Source organism: Streptomyces aculeolatus, from assembly GCF_020400605.1.
Taxonomy (GTDB): Bacteria; Actinomycetota; Actinomycetes; order Streptomycetales; family Streptomycetaceae; genus Streptomyces; species Streptomyces aculeolatus.
The window spans coordinates 66,458-87,839 of sequence record NZ_JAINRD010000031.1; the positions used below are offsets into that span (position 1 = coordinate 66,458).

Consider the following 21,382-nt stretch of genomic DNA (forward strand, 5'->3'; position numbering starts at 1 on the left):
CCGCGGGGCGTAAACCCGGTGTGGCGGAGGTGCGGCGCAGGCATGATCTGGGCCCATGACGGACGCGGACGACCTGATGACCCGTAGGCGCGCGACGTGGGCGGCGGCCGAGCACACCCTCTCGGCCTCCCTCCCCACCATCTCCCAACGCCTGGCCCGCCTCGCCACCGCCCGGCCCGGCGGCATCGACCTCGACCAGCAGGTCGACGTCTACGCCGGCGGGGTCGTCGGCGAGCTGGAGGAGCGCACCGCGGGACTGCTCGGCTGCGAGGACGCGGCGTTCTTCCCCACCGGCACCATGGCGCAGCAGGTCGCCCTGCGCTGCTGGGCGGAGCGCACCGGCAGCAGCGTCGTGGCCTCGCACCCGCTCTCCCACCTGGAGGTGCACGAGCGCGCGGCGTACTCGGTGGTCACCGGGCTGCGCGCCGTCCACCCCACGCGCGAGCCGCGGGTCGCGACGGCGGCGGAGGTGGCGGCGCTGGGCGAGCCCTTCGGGACGCTGATGCTGGAGCTGCCGATGCGCGAGCCGGGGTTCGTGCTGCCGGAGTGGGCGGAGCTGGAGGAGGTCGTCGCGGCGGCCCGGGAGCGGGAGGCGGTCGTCCACTTCGACGGCGCCCGGCTGTGGGAGTGCACGACGCACTTCGGGCGCGGGCTGGCGGAGATCGCAGGGCTCGCGGACAGCCTGTACGTCTCGTTCTACAAGTCGCTGGGCGGGCTGTCCGGCGCGGCGCTGGCCGGTCCCGCGGGGTTCGTGGAGGAGGCGCGGGCGTGGCGGCACCGGTACGGCGGCCAGCTGTTCCAGCAGTGGCCGGCGGCGCTGGCCGCGCTGGAGGGGCTGCAGCTGGAGCTGCCGCGGCTGCCGTCGTACGTGGCGCACGCGCGGGTCGTCGCGGGCGCGCTGCGGGAGGGGCTCGCGGCGGCGGGGGCGCCGTTCTTCCGGGTGCATCCGGAGGTGCCGCACACGCACCAGTTCCAGGTCTGGCTGCCGTACGGGGCGGAGGCGCTGATGGACGCGGGGACGGCGCTGGCGGAGGAGACGGGGGTGTGCCTGTTCCGGATGTGGACGGAGCCGGGCGACCCGCCGGGGCTGTCGGTGACGGAGGTCACGGTGACGGAGCCGGGGCTGGCGTGGTCGGCGGAGGACGTGGCACGGGAGGCGGGGGCGCTGGTGGAGCGCGTACAGCGGGCGGCGGCGGAGGCGGCCGGGTCGGGGGACGCGGGTCCCGCCGGCGCGGAGGCCGACGGGGCGGGGACGGGCTCGGGGGCTGGTTCGGGGGCGGCGGGCTCGTGAGCGGCGGACTCCGGACTTCCGAGCCGCGGTGTCCAACTGACTGCCGGCGAATTTGAGCCCGTCGTTTCGGGCTCTGTCCAAGCGCGTGGGCGCGGATACGGGCCCGCCGGCCCTGGCGCTGTCAGTTCCGTGCCCGACCATGGCTTCATGAGCGTCACCCTCGACATCACCGGCCTGGCCGTCGAGCGCATCGGCTTCACGCCCTCCCCGCTCGCCGAGCTGGGCGCCGCGCTGCATGCGCTCGCCTCGCCCGCGCACCACCCCGGGGCGAGCGGCTGGACGACCGCGACCGCGGCCGCGCTCGACCCCGCGCTCGCGGACCGGCTGAGCGAGGCGGAGTTCCTGTGGAGCGCCGGGCGGGCCGACATCCTGCTGCCCGCCGCGCCGGGGGCGACCCTCGCGGAGGAGCTGGACGCGCTCGACCGGATCCCGGACGACGCGTTCGTCACCGCCGCGTTCGAGATCGTGTGCAACCCGGCGTACCAGCACGGCAGCCCCTCCCCGCTCGCCGACCCGGTCACCCGCCGCATCGCCGTCGAGCGCGCGGCCGCCCGCGGGCCGCGGCAGGCGGCGTTCGTGGAGCGGATGCTCGCGGACCCGGACGGGCTGCGGGTGTGGCTGCGGCGGCTCTTCGAGGACTGCGCGCAGGCGTTCTTCGACGAGACGTGGGAGCGGGTCCGCCACCCGCTCGCCGCGGACGCCCGGCACAAGACGGACCTGCTGCGGCGCAAGGGCCTGGCCGCGGCGCTGCCGGACGTGTCGAGTTCGCTGCGGCTGGACGAGGGCGCGGACGGCGCGGTCCGCATCGTCGCGGACAAGCTGACCAGCGGCGAGGCGGTCGCGCACGAGAGCGTGACGTTCATACCGACCGCGTTCGGCTGGCCGCACGTGCTGGTGGTGTACGCGCCGGGCTGGCAGCCGGTGATCCAGTACCCCATACCGTCGCCGGACCTGCCCCGGTCGCCCGCGCTGGAGACGCTGCAACTGCGGCTGGAAGCGCTGGCGCACCCGGTGCGGCTCCGGCTGTGCCGCACGATCTCGCGGACGCCGACGACGACGGGCGAACTGGCCGCCGTGCATCAGTTGACGGCGCCGGAGGTCTCGCGCCACCTGGCCGTGCTGAAGAAGGCCGGGCTCGTCGTCACGCGGCGCCGCGGGCGGTACGTGCAGTACGAACTGTCGCTGCCGGCGGTCGCCCGGCTGGGCGGGTCGCTGCTGGAGGGCCTGCTGCGCTGAGGCGGGTCCACCGGCCGGCGTCAGCTTCCGGCCCGTACCAGACCCGTCTCGTACGCCAGGACCACTGCCTGCACCCTGTCCCGCAGCTCCAACTTCGTGAGGATCCGCCCCACATGTGTCTTCACCGTCGCCTCGGACAGCACCAGTTGCGCCGCGATCTCCCCGTTCGACAGCCCCTGCGCGATCAGCAGCAGCACCTCGCGCTCCCGGTCCGTCAGCCGCTTCAGCTCCGGGTGCGCCCGTTCGCCCGCCGGGGCGGGCATCACGGCCGTGAACCGGTCGATGAGCCGCCGCGTGGTGCTCGGCGCGACGACCGCGTCGCCGCTGTGCACGGCCCGGATGGCGCTCAGCAGGTCACCGGGCGGCACGTCCTTGAGCATGAACCCCGACGCGCCGGCCTGGAGGGCCGAGAAGGCGTACTCGTCGAGGTCGAAGGTGGTCAGGATCAGCACCTTCGGCGGCGCCTCCGCCGGCTTGCCCGCGCAGATGCGCCGCGTCGCCTCGACGCCGTCGAGGCGCGGCATGCGCACGTCCATGAGGACGACGTCCACCTTCGTGACGTCGAGGAGCTGCACCGCCTCGTCGCCGTCCCCCGCCTCCGCGACGACGTCCATGTCGGGCTGGGCTGCCAGCACCATCCGAAAGCCGGTGCGCAGCAGCGCCTGGTCGTCCACGAGCATGACCCGGATCGTCACGTGAGTCCCTTCTCTCTCATCAGGGCCGCATGGGCCGCCCTTGGTTCCTGCCTGGTTACGCGTCCGACGGTAAGCCGCCCGCCGGGACGGCCGTCAGGCGGCCGTCTTCAGTGGCAGCACGGCACGCACGCGGAAGCCGCCGCCGGGCCGCGGCCCCGCGTCCAGCTCGCCGCCGGTCATCCCCACGCGCTCGCGCATGCCGATGAGCCCGTGCCCCTGGCCGTCGGCCCCGCCCTCTTCGTACAGCTCGGGCAGCGAACCCCGGCCGTCGTCCTCGACGAGCACCTGGAGTTCGCCGTCCGCGTAGGTCAGCCGCACCGCGGCGCCGGCCTCGGGGCCGCCGTGCTTGCGGGTGTTGGTCAGCGCCTCCTGCACGATGCGGTACGCCGCGAGTTCGATGCTGCTCGGCAGCTCCCGCGGCGAGCCGGCCACCTCGAAGGAGACCGTGAGCCCCGCGCCGCGCACCTGCTCGATCAGCTCCGCCAGCTGCTCCACGCCGGGCTGCGGCACGTACTCGCCGCCCGCGCCCGGGTCGCCGGTGCGCAGCACGCCCAGCAGCCGGCGCATCTCGGCCAGCGCCTGCCGGCCGGTGCCGGAGATGGTGGTGAGCGCGTCCTTGGCCTGCTGCGGAGCGCTGTCCAGCACGTACGCGGCGCCGTCGGCCTGCACGACCATGACGGAGACGTTGTGCGCCACCACGTCGTGCAGCTCGCGGGCTATCCGTGCGCGCTCGGCCGCGACCGCGATCCGCGACTGGGTCTCGCGCTCCCGCTCCAGGCGGGCGGCCCGTTCCTCGAGCTGCGCGTAGTAGGCGCGGCGGGTGCGCAGCGAGTCGCCGAGCACCCAGGCGAGCAGGAAGGGGACCGTCAGAAAGGCGAGGCCGACGGTCTGCTCGACGACGGTCTCGCCGGACGCCGGCCACCGCACCTGGTTGACCACGGGCGCGACGGCGGCGCCGACGAGCGCCAGCCGCGACGCCCAGGGCACGTCGCCCGCGGCCACGGTGAAGATGACGACGAGCATGGCGAAGTTCGCCGGGCCCGGGGTGGAGTCCAGGGCGACCTGTACGACGCCGAGCGCCCCGGCGAAGAGCAGCATGCGCTCGGGGTAGCGCCGGCGGAGGGCGACGACGACGGCGTAGCCGATGCCGATGACCAGCGCGATCGTCTTCTCGCCGTCGGAGTACGGGGCGTGCGGGGTGTCCTCTGGATTGGCCGTGTCCACGGCGATCAGCCAGGCACCGGTCATCAGGACGAGGCAGACAGCCCAGAAGCTGTCCACCAGCGTCGGATGACGGCGGAGGAAATCGTAGACACGTTGCACGTCACCCAGCGTAGGCACGCGCGCGTAAGCGGGAGTCAGTCCGCGGGGCGATCCCTGGCTGATGCATCTACTCCGCAGGGTGGAGGATGCGGTTGTGGAGAACGGTGGGACGGGCGCACAGGGCCCGGAAGCGGGGACGGGCACGGCGGGCCTCCAGGGCCCGGAGGGGCGGCTGCGCTGGCGGGAGGCCATGCGGCGGGCGCTGTACGGGCCGGAGGGCTTCTACCGCAGGAGCGGGCCCGGGGCCGGGGCGGCGGCGCACTTCCGCACCTCGGTGCACGCCTCGCCCCTGTTCGCGGCGGCGGTCGCGGAGCTGGCGCGCCGGGTGGCGGTCGCGCTGGGGCGCCCGGCGGAGCTGGACGTGGTCGACGTCGGAGCGGGGCGCGGGGAGCTGCTGACGGGGGTGCTGGCGGCGTACGAGGGGCCCGGGCGGCTGCGGGCGTACGCGGTGGAGGTGGGCCCGCGGCCGGAAGGGCTGGACGAGCGGATCACGTGGCTTGCGGAGCCGCCGCAGGGTGTGCGCGGGCTGCTGTTCGCCAACGAATGGCTGGACAACGTGCCGGTGGAGGTCGCGGAGACGGACGAGCGGGGTGTGCCGCGGTACGTGGAGGTCGCGGCGGACGGCACGGAGGAGCTGGGTGCGGACGTCGGCGGCGCCGACGCGGAGTGGCTGCGCCGCTGGTGGCCGCTGGCGGGCCTGCCGCCGGGCAGCCGCGCGGAGGTCGGCGGCTCGCGCGACGCCGCGTGGTCGGCGGCGGTCACGACGCTCACCGCCGGGCTGGCGCTGACCGCGGACTACGCGCACACCCGGGCGAACCGGCCCCCGTACGGCACGCTGACGGCGTTCCGCGACGGGCAGGAGGTGGCCGCGGTGCCGGACGGGAGCTGCGACGTGACGGCGCACGTGGCGCTGGACGCGGTGGCCGCCGCACCGGCCGGGGACGGGGTGCCGCAGCTGCTGTCGCAGCGGGAGGCGCTGCGGGGGCTCGGGCTCGACGGGAGCCGGCCGCCGCTGGCCCTGGCGTCGACGGACCCGGTCGGCTACCTGCGGCGGCTCGCCGTCGCGGGACAGGCGGCCGAACTCCTCGACCCCGCGGGGCTCGGGGGCTTCACGTGGCTGGCCCACCGCGTGGGAATCGAGCCGGTCCTCCCCTGATACCGCGGGCCCCGCGCGCCCGCCCGGCGCCCGGCACGGCGCGGCGGTACCCGGCACGGCTCACCCGGCCCTCGGCGCAGGCCGACCGCGGCCCGGCGCGGCTGCGGCCCGGCGAGGCTGCGGCCCGGCGAGGCACCCCGGCCCGTGCCGAACGCGCCACCGCCTCGCGCGGCCCGCGCCCGTGCCCGTACGGCCGCCGCTCCCCTCCCCCAGCAGCAGCCCACCCCCGCCGCAGCGCCTCACAGCTGCGGCAGCGAGTCCAGCTCCACCTCCGCCCGCGCCACCGCGCGCGCGTCCGCGTCGATCGACCGCCGCAGCGCCTCGTGCAGGCTCGCCGGCGTCAGGACGCCGGCGAACCGCCCCGACTCCTCGTCGTCCACCACCGCGATCCACCCCGCGTCGTACTGCAGCATCGTCGCGAACGCCTTCTTCAGGCTCGCCCCCAGCGGCAGCCAGGCGTCCATCCGCCGCGCGTAGTCCGACACGGCACCGCCCTTGGCGATCTCGTCCGCGGCGACCCACCCGTGCAGTTCGCCGGCGGCGTCCAGCACGACGGCCCACCGCGAGCCGCCGTCCCGCAGCGCCGCCGCGGCGCTCCGCGCGTCGTCGTCCAGCCGGACCACCGGCGGCTGCTCCAGGTCGCCGCGCTCGATCTCCGTCACCGACAGCCGCTTCAGGCCGCGGTCGGCGCCGACGAAGTCGGCCACGTACGGGGTCTCGGGCGCGCCCAGGACCGCCGCCGGCGAGTCGAGCTGCTCGATCCTGCCCGTCCCGAACACCGCGATGCGGTCGCCGAGGCGTACCGCCTCCTCGATGTCGTGTGTGACGAAGAGCACGGTCTTGCGCATCCGCGCCTGCAGCTTGAGGAACTCGTTCTGCAGGTGCTCGCGCACCACCGGGTCCACCGCCCCGAACGGCTCGTCCATGAGCAGCACCGGCGGGTCCGCCGCCAGCGCCCGCGCCACGCCGACGCGCTGGCGCTGGCCGCCGGAGAGCTGGTCGGGGTAGCGGCGGCCGTGCTCGTGCGGGTCCAGGCCGACCATGTCCAGCAGCTCGGCCGCCCGCTTGAGCCGCTTCTCGCGCGGCGTGCCCAGCAGGTGCGGCACGGTCGCCGTGTTGTCGAGGACGTTCTTGTGCGGGAAGAGGCCGACGTTCTGGATGCAGTAGCCGATGTGGCGGCGCAGCTCGACGGGGTCGGTGGCCATGATGTCCTGCCCGTCGACCTCGATACGGCCGGCGGTGGGCTCGATGAGCCGGTTGACCATCTTCAGGGTGGTGGTCTTGCCGCAGCCGGACGGGCCTACGAGGGTCACCAGTTCGCCCGCGGCTACGTCGAACGACAAGTCGTTCACCGCGGTCGTCCCATCGGGGTACCGCTTGGTCACGTGCTCGAATCGGATCATGTTTCCTCATTCTGCACCGCCCGGGGCCCCCGGTGTCAGTGGAGGAGGGTCTAATAGAGCTGCCTACGGGAAGGAGCGGTGGCGTGAAAGCCTCCGGCTGCCTGGCAGCGAACGAGTGGATCTGCGGTGAATACGTCCGCAGCCGCAGCGAAGAGCTCGTCGACGCCACGGTCCAGCACGTCTGGATCACGCTGGCGTCGGTCGGCATCGGCCTGCTGGTCTCCTTTCCGCTGGCCCTGATCGCCCGCCGATGGCGGGTGCTCACCGGACCTGTGCTCGGTCTGACAACTGTTCTGTACACGATTCCGTCGCTCGCGATGTTCTCCCTGCTGGTCCCGCTCATGGGGATCTCGGCGTCCGTCGTCGTCACCGGCCTCGTGCTCTATTCGCTGACGATCCTCATCCGCAATCTGCTGGCGGGCCTCGATTCCGTGCCGGCGGAGACGCGGGAGGCGGCGCGCGGAATGGGGTACGGGCAGACGCGGCTGCTGTTCGCCGTCGAGCTGCCGCTCGCGCTGCCCGCCGTCATGGCCGGGCTGCGGATGGCGACGGTGTCGACGATCGCGATGACGACGGTCGGCGGCATCATCGGCTACGGCGGCCTGGGCAACCTGATCGTCGACGGCATGCGCACCCTGTTCAAGGCGCAGGTGCTGACGGCGTCGGTGCTGTGCGTGCTGCTCGCCGTGCTGGCCGACCTGCTGCTCCTGGGTCTGCAGCGGCTGCTGACGCCGTGGACGCGGGCGCGGCGGAGCGGCGGTGGCGGCAGATTCCGGGTCGGGACCGCCAGGCGGCAGAAGGAGGCGGCCTGATGGGTACGGTCGCGGACGCGTGGACATGGCTGACCACGGGGTCGAACTGGTCGGGCCCGTCCGGCATCGGCGTGCGGCTGGGCGAGCATCTGTACCTGACGGGCATGTCGCTGGCCATCGCCTGCGCCATCGCCCTGCCGATCGCGTTCTGGCTGGGCCACATCGGCAAGGGCGGCACCCTCGCGATCAACATCTCGAACGTCGGGCGGGCCGTGCCCACGCTCGCGGTGCTCGGGCTGCTCATGCTCACGCCGCTGCGGATGCACGGTGACTGGCCGACGGTCATCGCGCTCGTGCTCTTCGCGGTGCCGCCGCTGCTGACGAACGCGTACGTGGGTATCCGCGAGGCCGACCGGGACGTGGTGGAGGCGGCACGGGGCATGGGCATGTCCGGGCCGCAGCTGCTGGGCCGGGTGGAGCTGCCGCTGGGCTATCCGCTGGTGATGACCGGACTGCGGTCGGCGACCGTGCAGGTGGTCGCGACGGCCACGCTGGCGGCCATCGCGGGCGGCGGCGGGCTCGGCCGGATCATCACCGCGGGCTTCCGGACGTACAACACCCCGATGGTGGTGGCCGGCGCCTTCCTGGTGGCGGTGCTGGCCCTGGTGCTGGAGGCCGTGCTCGTCGTCGCCGAGCGGCTGCTCGACCCGATGCGCGGCCGCCGCGACGGGCGCCGCGGGCGCGGGCGGGGGACGCCGGGCGACGACCTGGCGGCACCGGGAGCGGAGGGGGCGGACGTGCCGCCGGGGGATCGGAAGCCCGCGCCGGCGTCGCTGTAGGGTTCTTCGTCACGTCGTGCGCAGCGCAGCGCACCCGCCGTGTCACGTGGCACCGGTGTGCGCGTAGCGCGTCGGCATTCTCCTCCGGAAAAATCCGCTAAAACCAGCTGTAATGCCACACCGGTTTCGCACATTATTGCTACGCATATCGACTCCCGACGGATGGAGAATCCCTTGATCACCAACCGCGTTCGTGCTCGTGCAGCCGCTTCGGTGCTGGCCGCCGCCGCCCTGACCGCGGGGCTCGCGGCCTGTGGCGGCGACAGCCTGGAGGAAAAGGGCGGCACGGACTCGCCGGACGACGACAAGTCATCCCTGGTGGTGGGCCAGGCCGGGTTCACGGTCTCGACGGTCACCGCCGAGCTGTACTCGGCGATGCTGAAGGACGCCGGCTACGACGTCACGATAAAGAAGCTGGAGAACCGCGAGCTCTACGAGCCGGAGCTGGAGAAGGGCAGCATCGACGTCTTCCCGGAGTACGCCGCCACCCTCGCCGAGTTCCTCAACGCGAAGGAGAACGGCGTCGAGGCACCGGAGAAGAACCCCGTCGCGTCGAACGACGCCGACGAGACGGTGACCGCCCTGCGCAAGCTCGCCGAGCCCCGCGGCCTGAAGGTGCTCGACGCCGGCGACGCCGTCGACCAGAACGCCTTCGCCGTCTCCAAGGACTTCGCCGCCGAGAACGACCTCAAGACCCTCAGCGACCTCGGCAAGACCGGCGACGCCATCCGCCTCGCGGCGGGCGACGAGTGCCCGGAGCGCCCGTTCTGCGAGCCGGGCCTGGAGAAGACGTACGACATCGACATCACGAAGATCGACCCGCTGGGCGTGGGCACACCCGCGGCCAAGCAGTCGGTCCAGGACGGCACCAACCAGCTCGCCCTGACGACGACCACGGACGCCACCCTGGACGACTTCGACCTGGTGCTGCTGGAGGACGACAAGGGCCTGCAGAACGCGGACAACATCCTCCCCGTCGTCAACGCCGAGGAGGCGGGGACGAAGGAGATCGCCGCCACCCTGGACAAGCTGACACGGGTGCTGACGACGGACGACCTGATCGAGCTGAACCGCAAGGTCGACGCCGAGCGGATGAAGCCGGCGGACGCGGCGAAGGAGTACCTGGAGGAGAAGAACCTCCTCGGCTCCTGACCCGGCCGGACACCGCCCGAGACCCCCTGCCCCGCCGGCTCACCCCGGCGGGACGGGGGGTTCGGCGTCGGCGTGGTCCCGGTCGTCCCGGTCGTCCGCATCCTCTTTCCGCACGCCGTTCAGCAGGTCCACGATCTTCCGCGCGCCGGTGGACGAGGTCGCCGCCAGCCTGGTCCACGACCCGTCCCGGAAGGTGATCGTGAAGTCGACCTGGCCCACGCTGAACGTCTTGACCGCCGCGCCTGCGATGTCCCGGCGGGGCGACGTCCAGAGGACGGCCTCGGACCCCGGAAGCGTCGTGACCTCGCCCCACGAGAACCCCCACCTCCCCGGAGACGTCTCCTCGTACGACGTGATGCGCACGAACTCCTCGGACTCGCCCAGCTCGATCTCGGTGACGGTCCGCCAGGGCCGCCGGGAGGGATCAAGCTGCCAGGGCAGCGTACGGGCCCTGTCACCCTCGCCGGCCCACATCACCGGGAAGTCGTCGATCTCGTTCTCCCGCTCCTCCAGCTCTCCCCGCCGCTCCTCGGAGACCGGGGAGGCTCCGAGAGCGTCGAGGATGATGATGAAGGGGAGAGCGAGGATCCTCATGGTCACCATGAAGACGACGAGGCCGGACTTCCTGAAGAAGCCCCGCACCGCGAACGGCTTTCCGGGCGGCCACCCGGGCAGGTCGCGCTCGATGTCGTTGCGCTCGCGGTCGCGGAAGGAACGCCGCTTCCGTACGGATATGGTGTCACCGGTGGCAAACCTGACCCGGTAGCGCTCCGGTCCGTCGTCCATTCACCCTTCCTCTTCCTGAGGCGGCAGGAAACTGACGGTCTGCAGAACGATCGCCGTCATCTCGCAGAACTCCCCCCAGTAGTCCATCGACGCGGTGTCGAGCGTGAACACCCCGATGTACGGCCCGGTGGGAAACGGCACGTGGACCTGGATCTGCCCGGCGCGGAGCTTGGTCTCCTGCCCGCTGCCCGCAAGCTCGGCGGGCACGGTGAACTCCCGCAGGGACACCGAGGAAACGGCGGGCCCGCAAGGCAGGTCGAGCCACCGCACGTCGTTCGTCGCATCCCGGACGAGGATTTCCCGTATCCCCGTGGCGGCGGCCTCGACGGACGGGTGCCCGCTCTCCACCGCACCCACGTTGAACGCACAGTGCGCAACTCCGCCCTCGTCCCGCGCAAACAACCCGAGCGCCGAATACTCATGACCGCAACTCCCCATCAGCTCCCCCATCCCGGCGTAATACGGAGCGGTGGCGGCCCAGAGGGCGTCGTCACCCCGGGGGAAGAGCTCCCGTACGAACTCGTCGGCCAGGGTTGCGCGTTCTTCTGCGGTGGCGGCGAGGGGGAGCGAGTGGAACCCGTCGGGAACGGTGAACCAGACCGGAGGTATGCCGTCGAGGGCGGTGGAAGTCATGGAAATGTGGCACCGAATTCAGTCGAGGTCACCGGGCTGCAAGGTGGGTTGTCCGCCTTCCGGACTCATCAGGTGCATGGTCCCCCCGGCGATACCGTTGACCGGCTCTGCGGACTCGGACCAGCCTTCGAACAGGAGGTTGCCGCTGGGCCGCCTCGTGACGATGCCGTGCGGATACACGGCTCCTGATTGCGCACGCTCCGCCACGTAGGTATCGATGGCGTTCCGCTGGGGCGGGGTGAGCTGATCGGACGGCACGAAGGTGGACGAGGCGTGCCGAAGGATGCGGTTCACGGCATTCTCGTTGTACGAGTGGAGTCGGCACCACGAGCCGTCGGTGAACGTGATCGTGAAGTCCCGGTGGCCCTTGCTGAACTTCCTGCGTTCCGCCCGGGCGATGGACGACCGGCCCACGTCCCAGAGGGCTTCGTCGCGGGAGGTGTCGTCGTCGGGAAAGCCCACCAGCACCAGGCGCGCATCGGTGACGATCAGGTGTGTCCGGACGTTCTCGGGGCGGCGGGCGGGATCGGCTTGCCACGGCAGCGTTCTGGCGACCCCGCCTTCCGGCGCCCACATGACGGGGAAGTCGTCGACCTCGTTCTCCGGATCCTCGCTCTTGCCGCGGATCCTGGGTTCGCCGAACGGGGACCCCACGGCCCCCAGGATGCCCGCGGTCAGGGCCACCAAGGAGTGGCTGACGACGCCCGCCCTCCTGGCCGTACCACGGGCGTTCCGGTCCGCCCGGCTGCGCAGGGCGTAAGACGGCCCCTCCGGCCAGTCCGGCAATTCGTGCTGGATGTCACGACGCTCGGGGTCCCGGAACCAGCGCATACCGGAAACCGGTGCCGCCATGCCCGTGGCGAACTCCACAGGTCCGCGGCTCAGTAACGTCTCCCCCCGGCGCGGCTCCCACGCTGCCATGGTCCGTCCTCTCCTCAACCGCCGAACGCGGCCTCGAAACGATCGCCGATGTTCACATCGACACCGAGGTGCTGCGGAACAGTCACCAGTTTCGGCGCCATCTTGAGCCCGGAGTCCAGCATCCGCCCGCCGGCGGAGAACGGGTCGATGGCGACTCTCTTGAAGCTGAGCGCGCTGAGGCCTTTGGTGCCGATCAACTGGCCGTCCCCGTAGCCCTTCTGCGCAATTCCGAGCATGCGACTCTGCAGACCGCTTCCCTTGGACGTCAGGAGGCCGACCTCACTGCGCCCCCAGAGCGCCACGCTCTTGAACGGCTTGTAGCCACCCATGACCTTGCCGGCTGTTTCACCGAACGAGATGTAGTTGCGCGCGACATGCAGGTTCGCGGCGTAATTGCTGCCGAGTTGCAGAACACGTGCCTGCGCTGCCTCAAGATTGGCCAGCTTCGCGCCCTTCGTGAACGCCCCCGCGACAGGAATCACGCCGAGGGCGTCCAAGCCGATCGTGGTCCAGCTGACGTCCGCCCCCGCCGCCTTGGCGATCCCGTGCGTGGCGAGCGTCAGCCCTCCCGTGATCAGCGCCGCCGTCGCGAAGGCCGCCCCGATCCCGAAGGGCGCCGTGACGATGGCGAGCACCGCGAGCGCGGCGGTGACGTAGCTGAGTACGTCGCCGATCGCCTTGATCAGGTCCGCGTGGTCCTGGACCCAGTCGAGGGCGTCGCCCAGGACGTCGGACACCCCGCTGGCTATCCGGTCGAACAGCCCGGGCTCGTCCGGGGCGATGTCGCCGGCGGTGTCCAGTTCCCGGCAGATCGACCACGCCTCGGTGACGTAGCGCTCCTTCAGCTCCTCGGCCCGCCTCCGCACCTCGTCCAGCGCGTCTCCGGCCTCCTCCGCGGCCTTCTCGCGCTTGTCCTGCTGCTTCTTCTGCGCGTCCGACGCCTTGTCGTCGTCCGACGCACCGGGGAACGGAGCCGCCTTCCCCGCGTTCACCAGCCGCTGCGCGTCGCCGAGGGCCTCCTGCTTGCGCCGCGCCTCGCGCTCCAGCGCCCGCGCCTCCTCCTGGAAGCGGTCCATCTCGACGGACCAGCGCCGCAGCGCTCTGGCCGCCTTCTCGAAGGAGGTGTGCGCCCGCTTGATGTCGGGGGTGACGTTGTCGGCCACGTGGTCGGAGAAGGCGTTCGCGGCCTTGCCCTTCCAGACTCCCTGGTCGAGCCGCTCCAACTCCCTGGCGGTGGTCCCCAGCTCACCGGCGAGCCGGCCGATGGTGCGCGACAGGTACTTGGTGCTGTGCGCGTCGCCGGGCGCCGGGTCGAAGCCGAGAGTGGGGTAGTCCTTGTCGGCCACGTCAGCTCCCCTTGGGCTGGAGGGCTGCTTCCAGTTCCTTTTCGAGTCCGTCGAAGTCCGTGGCGATCTTCCGCAGCATCTTGGCCGCGCCGTCGGCGTGTTCGCCGAGCTGCTCGATCCCGTACTCCCACGACTCGGCGAAGTCCTGCAGCTCACGCATGAGCATCCAGGCACCGACGACGTCGGTGTCGGTCCCCTTCATCGAGCGGGCGGCGTAGTCCAGGCGTTTGGCCATGGTCGTGAACGTATGGAACAGCTCGTCGAGAACGTCGCCCTTGATCTTCAAGTCTGCCATCCGGGTCCTTCCGATGGGGTCGACGGCCCGTAGGAAGTGACGCTAGCGAAGAGGAATGTCCCCACACCACTCCGAATCCCTCTGAGGCATTGCCTATTGAGGCAAGGATGGAATTCCATTGGCCATGGGATTCAAGTTGGCCATTTTCAGGCGGCGGCGCCGTCGTGACGAAGAGTGAGCGGGACTTCACGATGGCTCAGGAGATCGGGGCACCCGCGACCTTTTCGTCTGGCATCGGTGCAATCTGCAATGGTGGAATTCCACGGTGGGCGCCGTGTCCGGGTCGTCCTGATCGTCTGGCGTGTGTCTCTCCGCGAAGAGTCGGGGCGGGGGTGTCGGGTGGGTGGGACGTAACTGGCGGGAAACGATTGGTTCTGGGCTGCTCCATTTAGGACATCTGCACGGTAAGTTGCGGCCTATGTCACGTGGACGCCATCGCTTCTCCTCGCCGATGCGCGGGCTGCTGCCGCCCGTGTCGTTCGCCGCGGTCGCGCTGGGTTGCGCGGCTGGGGCCTGGTTGGTCTCCGGGGACGGGCCCGCCGTGCGCTGGTTGGCCGTGGGGGCGGCCGGGGCGGCCGTGGGGGCCTCGGCGCTCATGCGGCTGCGGGACCGCATGGCCGCTCTGCACGTCACCGAGGCCACCGGGTCGCTGGCGCGGGCCGAGCGGCGGCACGAGGAGCAGGTCGCCGAGTTGAAGGGCGACCTTGAGGAGGCGCGGCGTATCCGCGGGGAGTTGGAGAAGCGGCTCGGGTCGCGCCACGGCGATCTGGCCCGGCTGCGTACGGACCACGCCGCGCTGCTCGCGCGGTACGCCACCGCCGAGTCCGAGCGCGCCGCCGCGCTCGAAGGGCGGCGGCAGTTGGCCATTGAGGCCGCGACGCCCGTCAAGCAGCTGCCGCCCGCCGGCTCCCGGCCGCAGGCGCGGCCGCCCTCCCTCAGCGTGTACCTGCGCGCCTCCCGCGCCCTCGACAGCCTCGCCGGCAACGCCGCCCGGCAGGGCCACGGGCAGACCCACGAGCAGGCCCCCTCCGGCGATGCCGCCGGCTTCAGCTACTTCTCCCGGCCGCCGCAGCAGGGGCAGCCGTCCCCGTCGGCTTCCGGCGGCGGTTCCCGCGAGGCGGGCGGCCCGGCGGGCGGTACCGCGGCGGCCGGTCCGGGCGTCGGCCGTCAGGCCGGCGGCGGGCACCGTTCCGGTCCCGACGAGCCCGGGGACGCCGGTACCGACCTCGCCGACGTCGTCGGGCCCGAGGTCCTCGCCGAGGCCGAGGCGGAGGCCGGTGCGGAGGCCGAGGGCGGTGGCGACGGCGGCTCCGGTGGCGCTTCGTCCTCCTCAGGCGACTCCGACGATCCCGACGACGACCCCCAAGGACCCGTCGGGCGCGTCATCGACCTGGAGCAGGCGAGCTGATCCCCCTTTACTTGTCGATGTCCCCCACCACGAAGAACATCGACCCCAGAATCGCCACCATGTCCGCCACCAGCGTCCCCGGCAGCAGTTCCGTCAGCGCCTGGATGTTGTTGTACGACGCGGAGCGCAGCTTCAGCCGGTACGGCGTCTTCTCGCCCTTCGACACCAGGTAGTAGCCGTTCAGCCCGAGCGGGTTCTCCGTCCAGGCGTAGGTCTCCCCCTCCGGCGCCTTCAGCACCTTCGGCAGCCGCTGGTTCACCGGCCCCGGCGGCAGCTCACCCAGCCGGTCCAGGCAGGCGTCGGCCAGGTCGAGGGAGTTGTGCGTCTGCGCCAGCAGCACCTCGAAGCGGGCCAGGCAGTCGCCCTCCTCGCGGGTCACGACGCGCAGCGTGTCGCCCAACTCCCCGTACGCCAGATACGGCTCGTCGCGCCGCAGGTCGAAGTCCACCCCCGAGGCGCGCCCGAGAGGCCCGCTCACGCCGTACGCGTGGACGGTCTGCGGCGGCAGGACGCCCACGCCGCGCGTGCGGCCGCGGAAGATCTCGTTGCCCAGCACGAGGCGGTCGAAGACGTCCATCCGCGCGCGCGTGGCGCGTACGGCCGCACGGGCCCGGTCCGTCCAGCCCGCGGGCAGTTCCTCCTTGAGGCCGCCGACGCGGTTGAACATGTAGTGCATCCGCCCGCCGGAGACCTCCTCCATGACGGCCTGGAGGTCCTCGCGCTCGCGGAAGGCGTAGAAGATCGGCGTGATGCCGCCGAGCTCGAGGGGGTACGAGCCGAGGAACATCAGGTGGTTGAGCACCCGGTTCAGCTCGGCGAGGAGCGTACGCAGCCACACCGCCCGCTCCGGCACCTCCATGCCGAGCATCCGCTCGACGGCCAGGACGACGCCCAGCTCGTTGGAGAAGGCCGACAGCCAGTCGTGGCGGTTGGCCAGGACGATGATCTGGCGGTAGTCGCGGGCTTCGAAGAGCTTCTCCGCGCCGCGGTGCATGTAGCCGACGACCGGCTCCGCGGTGATGATGCGCTCGCCGTCGAGGACCAGGCGCAGGCGCAGCACGCCGTGGGTCGAGGGGTGCTGCGGGCCGATGTTGAGCACCATGTCGGTCTGCTCGGCCGCGCCTCCGATGCCGACCGTCAGCGGGGCTGTGCGTGCGGCGGGCGCGGCGTCTCCGGGGGGCGCGGCAGTCATGCCGCCGAGCCTAGCCGCCGTACGGGTACGGACCCTAGGCCCGTGGCGGGGTGCGGTCGTCGTCGTCCTCGTCGTCCGGGAGCTTGAGGACCCGCTCCAGGAAGAACGCCGCCGCGACCACCAGCGCCGCCGCGACGACCGCCAGCGCCGCGTACACCACCTGGGAGCGGCGCGTACCGTAGTCCAGCCCGTCCAGGATCAGGAACAGCCCGAGGCCGCCGTAGCCCCCCGCGACCAGCGCCGAGACCAGCGCGCTCGCCTGGCCCAGCACCACCGCCCGCGCCGCCATCAGCGGGTCGACGCCCTTGGCGTGCGGCTCGCGCTCGCGCTGGGCGCCGAGGCGGGAGCGGAGGGACAGCGCCGTCGCCGTGAGGATCGTGGCGATCAGCGCCAGCACCACAGGCGCGGCGACGGGGACGCTCGGCAGCGTGCCCACCGAGTTCCACAGCCGGGACCCCGCCCAGGCCAGCACCCCCGCCACCACGAAGATGCCGGCCAACATCCCGACGTGCAGTTGCCTCACCGAACCGCGCTCCTCCCAGAACTCCCAGAGATCGTAGCCCCGTAGGGCCCGCAGGACGCGCTCAGTCGGGCAGCCGCAGGTCGAGGTCCGCGCGCTGCCGCACGCCCTGCCGGCCGACGTGCGCCAGCAGCTCGGCCACCGGCCCGTGCCCCGGCAGCTCGGCCGCGGGGTCCACGTCGTGCCACGGGACGAGGACGAAGGCGCGCTCGTGCGCGCGGGGATGCGGGAGCGTCAGGGCGGGGTCGTCGGAGAGGACGCCCTGGTACGCCACGATGTCGACGTCCAGCGTGCGGGGGCCCCACTGCTCGTCCCGTACGCGCGCGAACGCCTCCTCGACGGCGTGCGCCCGCTCCATCAGCGACGCGGGCGGCAGGGTGGTCCGTACGAGCAGGACGGCGTTGAAGAACGTCGGCTGGCTGCCGGGCTCGACGCCCCAGGGCTCGGTCTCGTAGACCGGTGAGACCGCTTTGACGCGGAAGCCGGGGGTGTCTTCGAGGGCGTCGACGCAGCCCTGGAGGGTCTCCAGGCGGTTGCCGAGGTTGCTGCCGATGGACAGCACGGCGCGCTTGGGGTTCTGCAGGGTCGAGTCGGCCGCGTCGACCTGCTCGACCACGGAACGCGGCACTGGCTGCACGGTCGGGTCGCTGCGATTCAATGGTCAACCTCTGCTTCGGGTGATGGTGATGGTCACGTCGTCGAACGGAACGGTGATCGGCGCGTCCGGCTTGTGCACCGTCACCTCCACCTGCTGCACGGGCGCGTGCGTCAGGCACTGCGCGGCGATGCGCTCGGCGAGCGTCTCGATCAGGTCCACCGGCTCGCCCTCGACGACGGCGACGGTCTCTTCGGCCACGACGCCGTAGTGCACGGTCTGCGCCAGGTCGTCGGCGGCGGCCGCCGGGCGGGTGTCGAGGTGGAGGACGAGGTCGACGACGAACGGCTGGCCCTCGGCGCGCTCGTGCGCGAAGACGCCGTGGTGACCGCGGGCCCTGAGGCCGTGCAGCGCGACTCGGTCGGGTTCGGTCATGGCTCGTCTCGCCTCGCCTTCTGCGTCTTGCGGCCCTGCGTCTTGCGGTCCTGCGGCTTGCGGTCCTGCGTGCTGAGCGCCGTGCGGCTGTGCGCCCTGGTTCCTTGTTGCCCTGCCCTGTCTTGCCTTGCGTACTGCGCCCTGGGTCGGTTGTTTCTGCGGTCGTCTCTTCTGCTGCTCGTTTCGGTCGATGTGCGGTGCCGGCGGGGGTCGCCGAAGTCGAAGCGGTGGTGTTCCGGTGCTCGGCCCTGCCCCCGGGCCCTCGATCGAATGTACCTGCGGCCGCTGACACGCCGTACGACCGGGGCTGCTCACGGCCGTGCCGCGGGCGGGCGGCCGCGTCTACGGGGAGGGTCGACGGGACAGCGGTATGGAGGGTGACGGCGGCTCTAACGGGCTGTGAACGCGATCCGGACGTGCCCGCACTCCCGCCCCAGGGTAGGCCCCTGCTCTGACAGCTCCGGCCATACGGACACGGCCGCACGCCCCTTGCGCCGGGCCCACGCCCCGTTCCGCGCCCCTACGCGCTTCGCCCCCGGCCCTCTACGCCCCCGGGGACCTCTACGCCTCCCGGCCCTCCAGCGCCGACGCGACCCGTACCGCATCCGCCGTCGGCCGTACCTCGTGCACCCGTACCGCCCAGGCGCCCTCCCGCGCCACGATCGCCGAGACCGCTGCCGTCGCGGCATCCCGCTCGCGGGCCGGCGGCGGCGAGCCGTCCGGGCCGGCCAGCACCCGCCCGAGGAACCGCTTCCGCGACGCCGCCACCAGCAGCGGACGGCCCAGCTCGGCGCGCAGCCGGGCGAGGCTGTTCAGCAGAACGAGGTCGTGCGGCGCCGCCTTGGCGAAGCCGAGGCCCGGGTCGGCGATGATCCGCTCGAGGCCGATCCCCCCGGCCACCGCCCGGTCCAGGCTGCGGCGCAGTTCGTCGACGACCTCGGCGACGGTGTCCTCGTAGACGGCCCGGTTGTTCATGTCGATGGACTGCCCGCGCCAGTGCATGACGACGAACGGCACCCCGGCCGCGGCGACCGCCGGCACCATCGCGGGGTCCGCCTGGCCGCCGCTGACGTCGTTGACGAGCCGGGCGCCGGCGGCGACCGCCCGCTCGGCGACGGTGGCGCGCATGGTGTCGACGGAGACGAGTACGCCTTCGGCCGCGAGGCCCCGTACGACGGGCAGGACGCGGCGCAGCTCCTCGTCCTCGTCCACGCGGGGGGCGCCGGGGCGGGTGGACTCGCCGCCGACGTCGACGATGTCGGCGCCGGTGGCGACGAGGTCGATGCCGTGCTTGATGGCGGCCGCGGAGTCGAACCACAGGCCGCCGTCGGAGAAGGAGTCGGGGGTGACGTTGACGACGCCCATGACGGCGCAGCGGCCGAAGTCCGGCAGCCCCGCCACCTGCCCCCTGCGCGCATGCGTCATACCCCCAGCGTAGGTGCCTCCGGTGCGACCGGGCCCGGCGGGCACGTGCCGCGGGGGGCAGGGCCGGTCGGGCGGCGTGGGTTGGGGGCGTAGGACGGGCTGAGGCGGTGCGTACGGGCACGGGGTGATGTCAGAGGGCGCGCCTACCCTTGGGCGGGTGTGAGGGGCTGGTGGGGCGCTGGTGGGGCGCTGGTAGGACAGCAGGCCGCAGGCCCGGCGGGTCGCCGCAGGCCGGCAGGCCCACCGCAGGGCGGCAGTGCCCCGCCGGTCAGGCGTTGCGGATTGCTCGGAAGCCCGTGTTGCCGCTGGAACTGTCCGGCGTGTTCCCCATCCGCGCCGACGTCCGGTACCGCAGGCAGTACGACTCGTGGCACATATGCGAGCCCCCCTTCAGCACCCGCGACTGCCCCAGCCGCGGCCCCCGCGGGTTGTCACGCGGTGCCTTCCGGTGGTGCCGCGCGTGGAACCAGTCCGCGCACCACTCCCACACGTTCCCCGTGGCGTTGTACAGCCCGTAGTCGTTCGGCTCGAATGCGTCCACCGGGCAGGTGCCGCGGTAGCCGTCCGCCGCCGTGTTGCGGTCCGGGAAGGTGCCCCGCCAGATGTTCATCCGGTACGCGCCCGCCGGCTCCCGCTCCGCGCCCCACGGGTACGGCTCGCCCGTCAGCCCTCCGCGCGCCGCGTACTCCCACTCCGCCTCCGTCGGCAGCCGCCCGCCCGCCCAGTCGCAGAACGCGACCGCGTCGGCGTACGAGACGTGCACCACCGGGTGGTCCCACCGGCCGCGCAGGCCCGAGCCGGGGCCCTCGGGGTGGCGCCAGTCCGCCTGGTGGACCTGCCGCCACCAGGGCGTCTGCGGAGGGGAGGCGGTGGGCGGGAAGTTCTTGGGCAGGAAGCCGGCGAAGACGAAGGACCAGCCGAAGCGCTCGGCGTCCGTGACGTGCGACGTGGCGTCGGCGAAGGCCGCGAACTCCTCGTTCGTCACCGTCGTCGCCGCGACGGCGAAGCCGTCGACCGTCACCTCGCGGGCCGGGCCCTCCCCGTCAGCCGGGTACGGGCCGTCGTCGTAGCCCATCAGGAACGCCCCGCCGGGAAGCTCGCGCCACCCTCCCCGCGGCTCGTACGCGGCAGTGGCAGCGGCACCGCCCCCGACCGCGGCACCGGCCCCGGCCGCCGGCCCCGGGGCGGCGGTCTCCGCGTGCGCCGGCGCGGCCGGTCCCGCCGCGACCCCCGCGCGCCCCGGCGCGCAGCACGCTCGCGGCTCCGTACCCCCGGCCCCCATCAGCGCGCCTTGATCAGGCTCATCGCCTCGGCCCGCGTGGCCGGGTCCCGCAGTTGGCCGCGCACCGCCGACGTCAGCGTCTTCGCCCCCGGCTTCCGCACGCCCCGCATCGTCATGCACATGTGCTCGCACTCGATGACCACGATCACACCCCGCGGCTCCAGTATTTCCATCAGTGAGTCCGCGATCTGCGTGGTCAACCGTTCCTGCACCTGCGGCCTGCGTGCATACACGTCCACCAGTCGCGCCAGCTTCGACAGCCCGGTGATCTTCCCGTCGTGCGACGGGATGTACCCCACGTGCGCGGAGCCCACGAACGGCACCAGGTGGTGCTCGCACGTGCTCTGCACCTCGATGTCCTTGACCAGCACCATCTCGTCGTGGCCCAGGTCGAACGTCGTCGTCAGCACGTCCTCGGGACGCTGCCGCAACCCCGCGAATATCTCCTTGTACGCGCGCGCCACCCGCGCCGGCGTCTCCAGCAGACCCTCGCGGTCCGGGTCCTCGCCGACGGCGATGAGCAGTTCCCGCACGGCGTCCTCGGCGCGCTTCTCGTCGAAGTCGCCGTACCCCGCGTCGCCGGGTTCAGGCCCGTGGTTCGAGCCGTGCCCGGGCCCGTGTCCCGGTCCGTGTCCCGGCCGGACAGCCGCATCCGTCATCGTGGTGCCTCTCGTACCTGCGCCAATGGCCGCGCCCC

At 72.6% G+C, this 21,382-nt stretch carries 22 protein-coding genes; 7 read left to right on the forward strand and 15 right to left on the reverse strand.

Annotation, left to right across the window (positions count from 1 at the left end):
• Positions 1 to 55: 55 nt before the first annotated feature.
• Positions 56 to 1,291, forward strand: a complete 1,236-nt coding sequence (locus tag LG396_RS35035; protein ID WP_225797809.1) for a threonine aldolase family protein — start codon at positions 56 to 58, stop codon at positions 1,289 to 1,291.
• Between the two features lie 147 nt (positions 1,292 to 1,438).
• Positions 1,439 to 2,527 (forward strand): DUF5937 family protein, encoded by a 1,089-nt coding sequence (locus tag LG396_RS35040; protein WP_026276563.1) that lies wholly within the window; start codon positions 1,439 to 1,441, stop codon positions 2,525 to 2,527.
• 20 nt (positions 2,528 to 2,547) lie between these two features.
• Here the strand turns inward: LG396_RS35040 and LG396_RS35045 are convergent, their stop codons facing one another.
• Together LG396_RS35045 and LG396_RS35050 are read right to left on the reverse strand one after the other, a co-directional pair.
• Positions 2,548 to 3,222, reverse strand: coding sequence for a response regulator (locus LG396_RS35045; RefSeq protein WP_018839293.1), 675 nt, complete (start codon positions 3,220 to 3,222; stop codon positions 2,548 to 2,550).
• A 93-nt stretch (positions 3,223 to 3,315) separates the two neighbouring features.
• Positions 3,316 to 4,545, reverse strand: coding sequence for a sensor histidine kinase (locus LG396_RS35050; RefSeq protein ID WP_225797810.1), 1,230 nt, complete (start codon positions 4,543 to 4,545; stop codon positions 3,316 to 3,318).
• 94 nt (positions 4,546 to 4,639) lie between these two features.
• Here LG396_RS35050 and LG396_RS35055 point away from each other — a divergent pair, with 94 nt between their 5' ends.
• Positions 4,640 to 5,701: an SAM-dependent methyltransferase gene (locus LG396_RS35055; RefSeq protein ID WP_225797811.1), complete on the forward strand. Its 1,062-nt coding sequence runs from the start codon at positions 4,640 to 4,642 to the stop codon at positions 5,699 to 5,701.
• A gap of 239 nt (positions 5,702 to 5,940) precedes the next feature.
• Here the strand turns inward: LG396_RS35055 and LG396_RS35060 are convergent, their stop codons facing one another.
• On the reverse strand, positions 5,941 to 7,104 hold the full coding sequence (locus LG396_RS35060; protein WP_037743675.1) for an ABC transporter ATP-binding protein: 1,164 nt from the start codon (positions 7,102 to 7,104) through the stop codon (positions 5,941 to 5,943).
• An 83-nt stretch (positions 7,105 to 7,187) separates the two neighbouring features.
• Between LG396_RS35060 and LG396_RS35065 the strand changes: the two genes are divergently transcribed.
• The 3 genes from LG396_RS35065 (at position 7,188) to LG396_RS35075 (ending at position 9,847) form a co-directional block, all read left to right on the forward strand.
• Positions 7,188 to 7,916, forward strand: a complete 729-nt coding sequence (locus tag LG396_RS35065) for an ABC transporter permease (protein WP_100300537.1) — start codon at positions 7,188 to 7,190, stop codon at positions 7,914 to 7,916.
• Complete coding sequence (locus LG396_RS35070; RefSeq protein WP_018839298.1) at positions 7,916 to 8,695, forward strand: ABC transporter permease; 780 nt, start codon at positions 7,916 to 7,918, stop codon at positions 8,693 to 8,695. The genes LG396_RS35065 and LG396_RS35070 overlap by 1 nt, the downstream gene beginning before the upstream one ends.
• A gap of 162 nt (positions 8,696 to 8,857) precedes the next feature.
• Complete coding sequence (locus tag LG396_RS35075) at positions 8,858 to 9,847, forward strand: ABC transporter substrate-binding protein (protein WP_225797812.1); 990 nt, start codon at positions 8,858 to 8,860, stop codon at positions 9,845 to 9,847.
• Positions 9,848 to 9,886: 39 nt separating this feature from the next.
• Here LG396_RS35075 and LG396_RS35080 read toward each other — a convergent pair whose 3' ends face one another.
• From LG396_RS35080 to LG396_RS35100, 5 genes are all read right to left on the reverse strand, one after another.
• Positions 9,887 to 10,633, reverse strand: coding sequence for a hypothetical protein (locus LG396_RS35080; protein WP_225797813.1), 747 nt, complete (start codon positions 10,631 to 10,633; stop codon positions 9,887 to 9,889).
• Positions 10,634 to 11,266 (reverse strand): hypothetical protein, encoded by a 633-nt coding sequence (locus LG396_RS35085; protein WP_225797814.1) that lies wholly within the window; start codon positions 11,264 to 11,266, stop codon positions 10,634 to 10,636. It lies immediately after the preceding gene.
• Between the two features lie 18 nt (positions 11,267 to 11,284).
• Positions 11,285 to 12,136 (reverse strand): hypothetical protein, encoded by an 852-nt coding sequence (locus LG396_RS35090; RefSeq protein ID WP_225797815.1) that lies wholly within the window; start codon positions 12,134 to 12,136, stop codon positions 11,285 to 11,287.
• A 65-nt stretch (positions 12,137 to 12,201) separates the two neighbouring features.
• Positions 12,202 to 13,533, reverse strand: coding sequence for a putative T7SS-secreted protein (locus LG396_RS35095; protein ID WP_225797816.1), 1,332 nt, complete (start codon positions 13,531 to 13,533; stop codon positions 12,202 to 12,204).
• Position 13,534: 1 nt separating this feature from the next.
• Positions 13,535 to 13,828, reverse strand: a complete 294-nt coding sequence (locus LG396_RS35100) for a hypothetical protein (RefSeq protein ID WP_225797817.1) — start codon at positions 13,826 to 13,828, stop codon at positions 13,535 to 13,537.
• 418 nt (positions 13,829 to 14,246) lie between these two features.
• On the opposite strand from LG396_RS35100, the gene LG396_RS35105 reads away from it, so the two are divergent.
• On the forward strand, positions 14,247 to 15,236 hold the full coding sequence (locus tag LG396_RS35105; protein WP_225797818.1) for a coiled-coil domain-containing protein: 990 nt from the start codon (positions 14,247 to 14,249) through the stop codon (positions 15,234 to 15,236).
• Positions 15,237 to 15,243: 7 nt separating this feature from the next.
• Here the strand turns inward: LG396_RS35105 and LG396_RS35110 are convergent, their stop codons facing one another.
• The 7 genes from LG396_RS35110 to folE all read right to left on the reverse strand — a co-directional run bounded on the left by LG396_RS35110 (position 15,244) and on the right by folE (position 21,344).
• Complete coding sequence (locus tag LG396_RS35110) at positions 15,244 to 16,428, reverse strand: NADH-quinone oxidoreductase subunit D (protein WP_225797819.1); 1,185 nt, start codon at positions 16,426 to 16,428, stop codon at positions 15,244 to 15,246.
• Positions 16,429 to 16,462: 34 nt separating this feature from the next.
• Positions 16,463 to 16,930: a DUF3180 domain-containing protein gene (locus LG396_RS35115; protein WP_018844558.1), complete on the reverse strand. Its 468-nt coding sequence runs from the start codon at positions 16,928 to 16,930 to the stop codon at positions 16,463 to 16,465.
• Between the two features lie 82 nt (positions 16,931 to 17,012).
• Positions 17,013 to 17,606 carry a 2-amino-4-hydroxy-6-hydroxymethyldihydropteridine diphosphokinase gene (folK, locus tag LG396_RS35120; protein ID WP_037743656.1) on the reverse strand — a complete coding sequence of 198 codons (594 nt, stop codon included), beginning with the start codon at positions 17,604 to 17,606 and terminating at the stop codon, positions 17,013 to 17,015.
• A 3-nt stretch (positions 17,607 to 17,609) separates the two neighbouring features.
• Entirely contained in the window at positions 17,610 to 17,978 is a 369-nt protein-coding gene (folB, locus tag LG396_RS35125) for a dihydroneopterin aldolase (RefSeq protein WP_130458020.1), read from the reverse strand.
• A gap of 561 nt (positions 17,979 to 18,539) precedes the next feature.
• Positions 18,540 to 19,403 carry a dihydropteroate synthase gene (folP, locus tag LG396_RS35130; protein WP_225797820.1) on the reverse strand — a complete coding sequence of 288 codons (864 nt, stop codon included), beginning with the start codon at positions 19,401 to 19,403 and terminating at the stop codon, positions 18,540 to 18,542.
• A gap of 268 nt (positions 19,404 to 19,671) precedes the next feature.
• Positions 19,672 to 20,685 (reverse strand): formylglycine-generating enzyme family protein, encoded by a 1,014-nt coding sequence (locus tag LG396_RS35135; RefSeq protein ID WP_225797821.1) that lies wholly within the window; start codon positions 20,683 to 20,685, stop codon positions 19,672 to 19,674.
• Positions 20,685 to 21,344 carry a GTP cyclohydrolase I FolE gene (gene folE / locus LG396_RS35140; protein WP_225797822.1) on the reverse strand — a complete coding sequence of 220 codons (660 nt, stop codon included), beginning with the start codon at positions 21,342 to 21,344 and terminating at the stop codon, positions 20,685 to 20,687. The genes LG396_RS35135 and folE overlap by 1 nt, the downstream gene beginning before the upstream one ends.
• Between the last annotated feature and the right edge of the window lie 38 nt (positions 21,345 to 21,382).

Bases quoted from the DNA above. Each gene is read 5' to 3' on its own strand.
- LG396_RS35035 (WP_225797809.1), top strand. From the start codon at position 56: ATGACGGACGCGGACGACCTGATGACCCGTAGGCGCGCGACGTGGGCG.
- LG396_RS35040 (WP_026276563.1), top strand. From the start codon at position 1,439: ATGAGCGTCACCCTCGACATCACCGGCCTGGCCGTCGAGCGCATCGGC.
- LG396_RS35060 (WP_037743675.1), bottom strand. From the start codon at position 7,104: ATGATCCGATTCGAGCACGTGACCAAGCGGTACCCCGATGGGACGACC.
- LG396_RS35070 (WP_018839298.1), top strand. From the start codon at position 7,916: ATGGGTACGGTCGCGGACGCGTGGACATGGCTGACCACGGGGTCGAAC.
- LG396_RS35075 (WP_225797812.1), top strand. From the start codon at position 8,858: ATGGAGAATCCCTTGATCACCAACCGCGTTCGTGCTCGTGCAGCCGCT.
- LG396_RS35080 (WP_225797813.1), bottom strand. From the start codon at position 10,633: ATGGACGACGGACCGGAGCGCTACCGGGTCAGGTTTGCCACCGGTGAC.
- LG396_RS35085 (WP_225797814.1), bottom strand. From the start codon at position 11,266: ATGACTTCCACCGCCCTCGACGGCATACCTCCGGTCTGGTTCACCGTT.
- LG396_RS35100 (WP_225797817.1), bottom strand. From the start codon at position 13,828: ATGGCAGACTTGAAGATCAAGGGCGACGTTCTCGACGAGCTGTTCCAT.
- LG396_RS35105 (WP_225797818.1), top strand. From the start codon at position 14,247: ATGTCACGTGGACGCCATCGCTTCTCCTCGCCGATGCGCGGGCTGCTG.
- LG396_RS35110 (WP_225797819.1), bottom strand. From the start codon at position 16,428: ATGACTGCCGCGCCCCCCGGAGACGCCGCGCCCGCCGCACGCACAGCC.
- LG396_RS35115 (WP_018844558.1), bottom strand. From the start codon at position 16,930: ATGTTGGCCGGCATCTTCGTGGTGGCGGGGGTGCTGGCCTGGGCGGGG.
- folB (WP_130458020.1), bottom strand. From the start codon at position 17,978: ATGACCGAACCCGACCGAGTCGCGCTGCACGGCCTCAGGGCCCGCGGT.
- folP (WP_225797820.1), bottom strand. From the start codon at position 19,403: ATGACGCATGCGCGCAGGGGGCAGGTGGCGGGGCTGCCGGACTTCGGC.
- LG396_RS35135 (WP_225797821.1), bottom strand. From the start codon at position 20,685: ATGGGGGCCGGGGGTACGGAGCCGCGAGCGTGCTGCGCGCCGGGGCGC.
- folE (WP_225797822.1), bottom strand. From the start codon at position 21,344: ATGACGGATGCGGCTGTCCGGCCGGGACACGGACCGGGACACGGGCCC.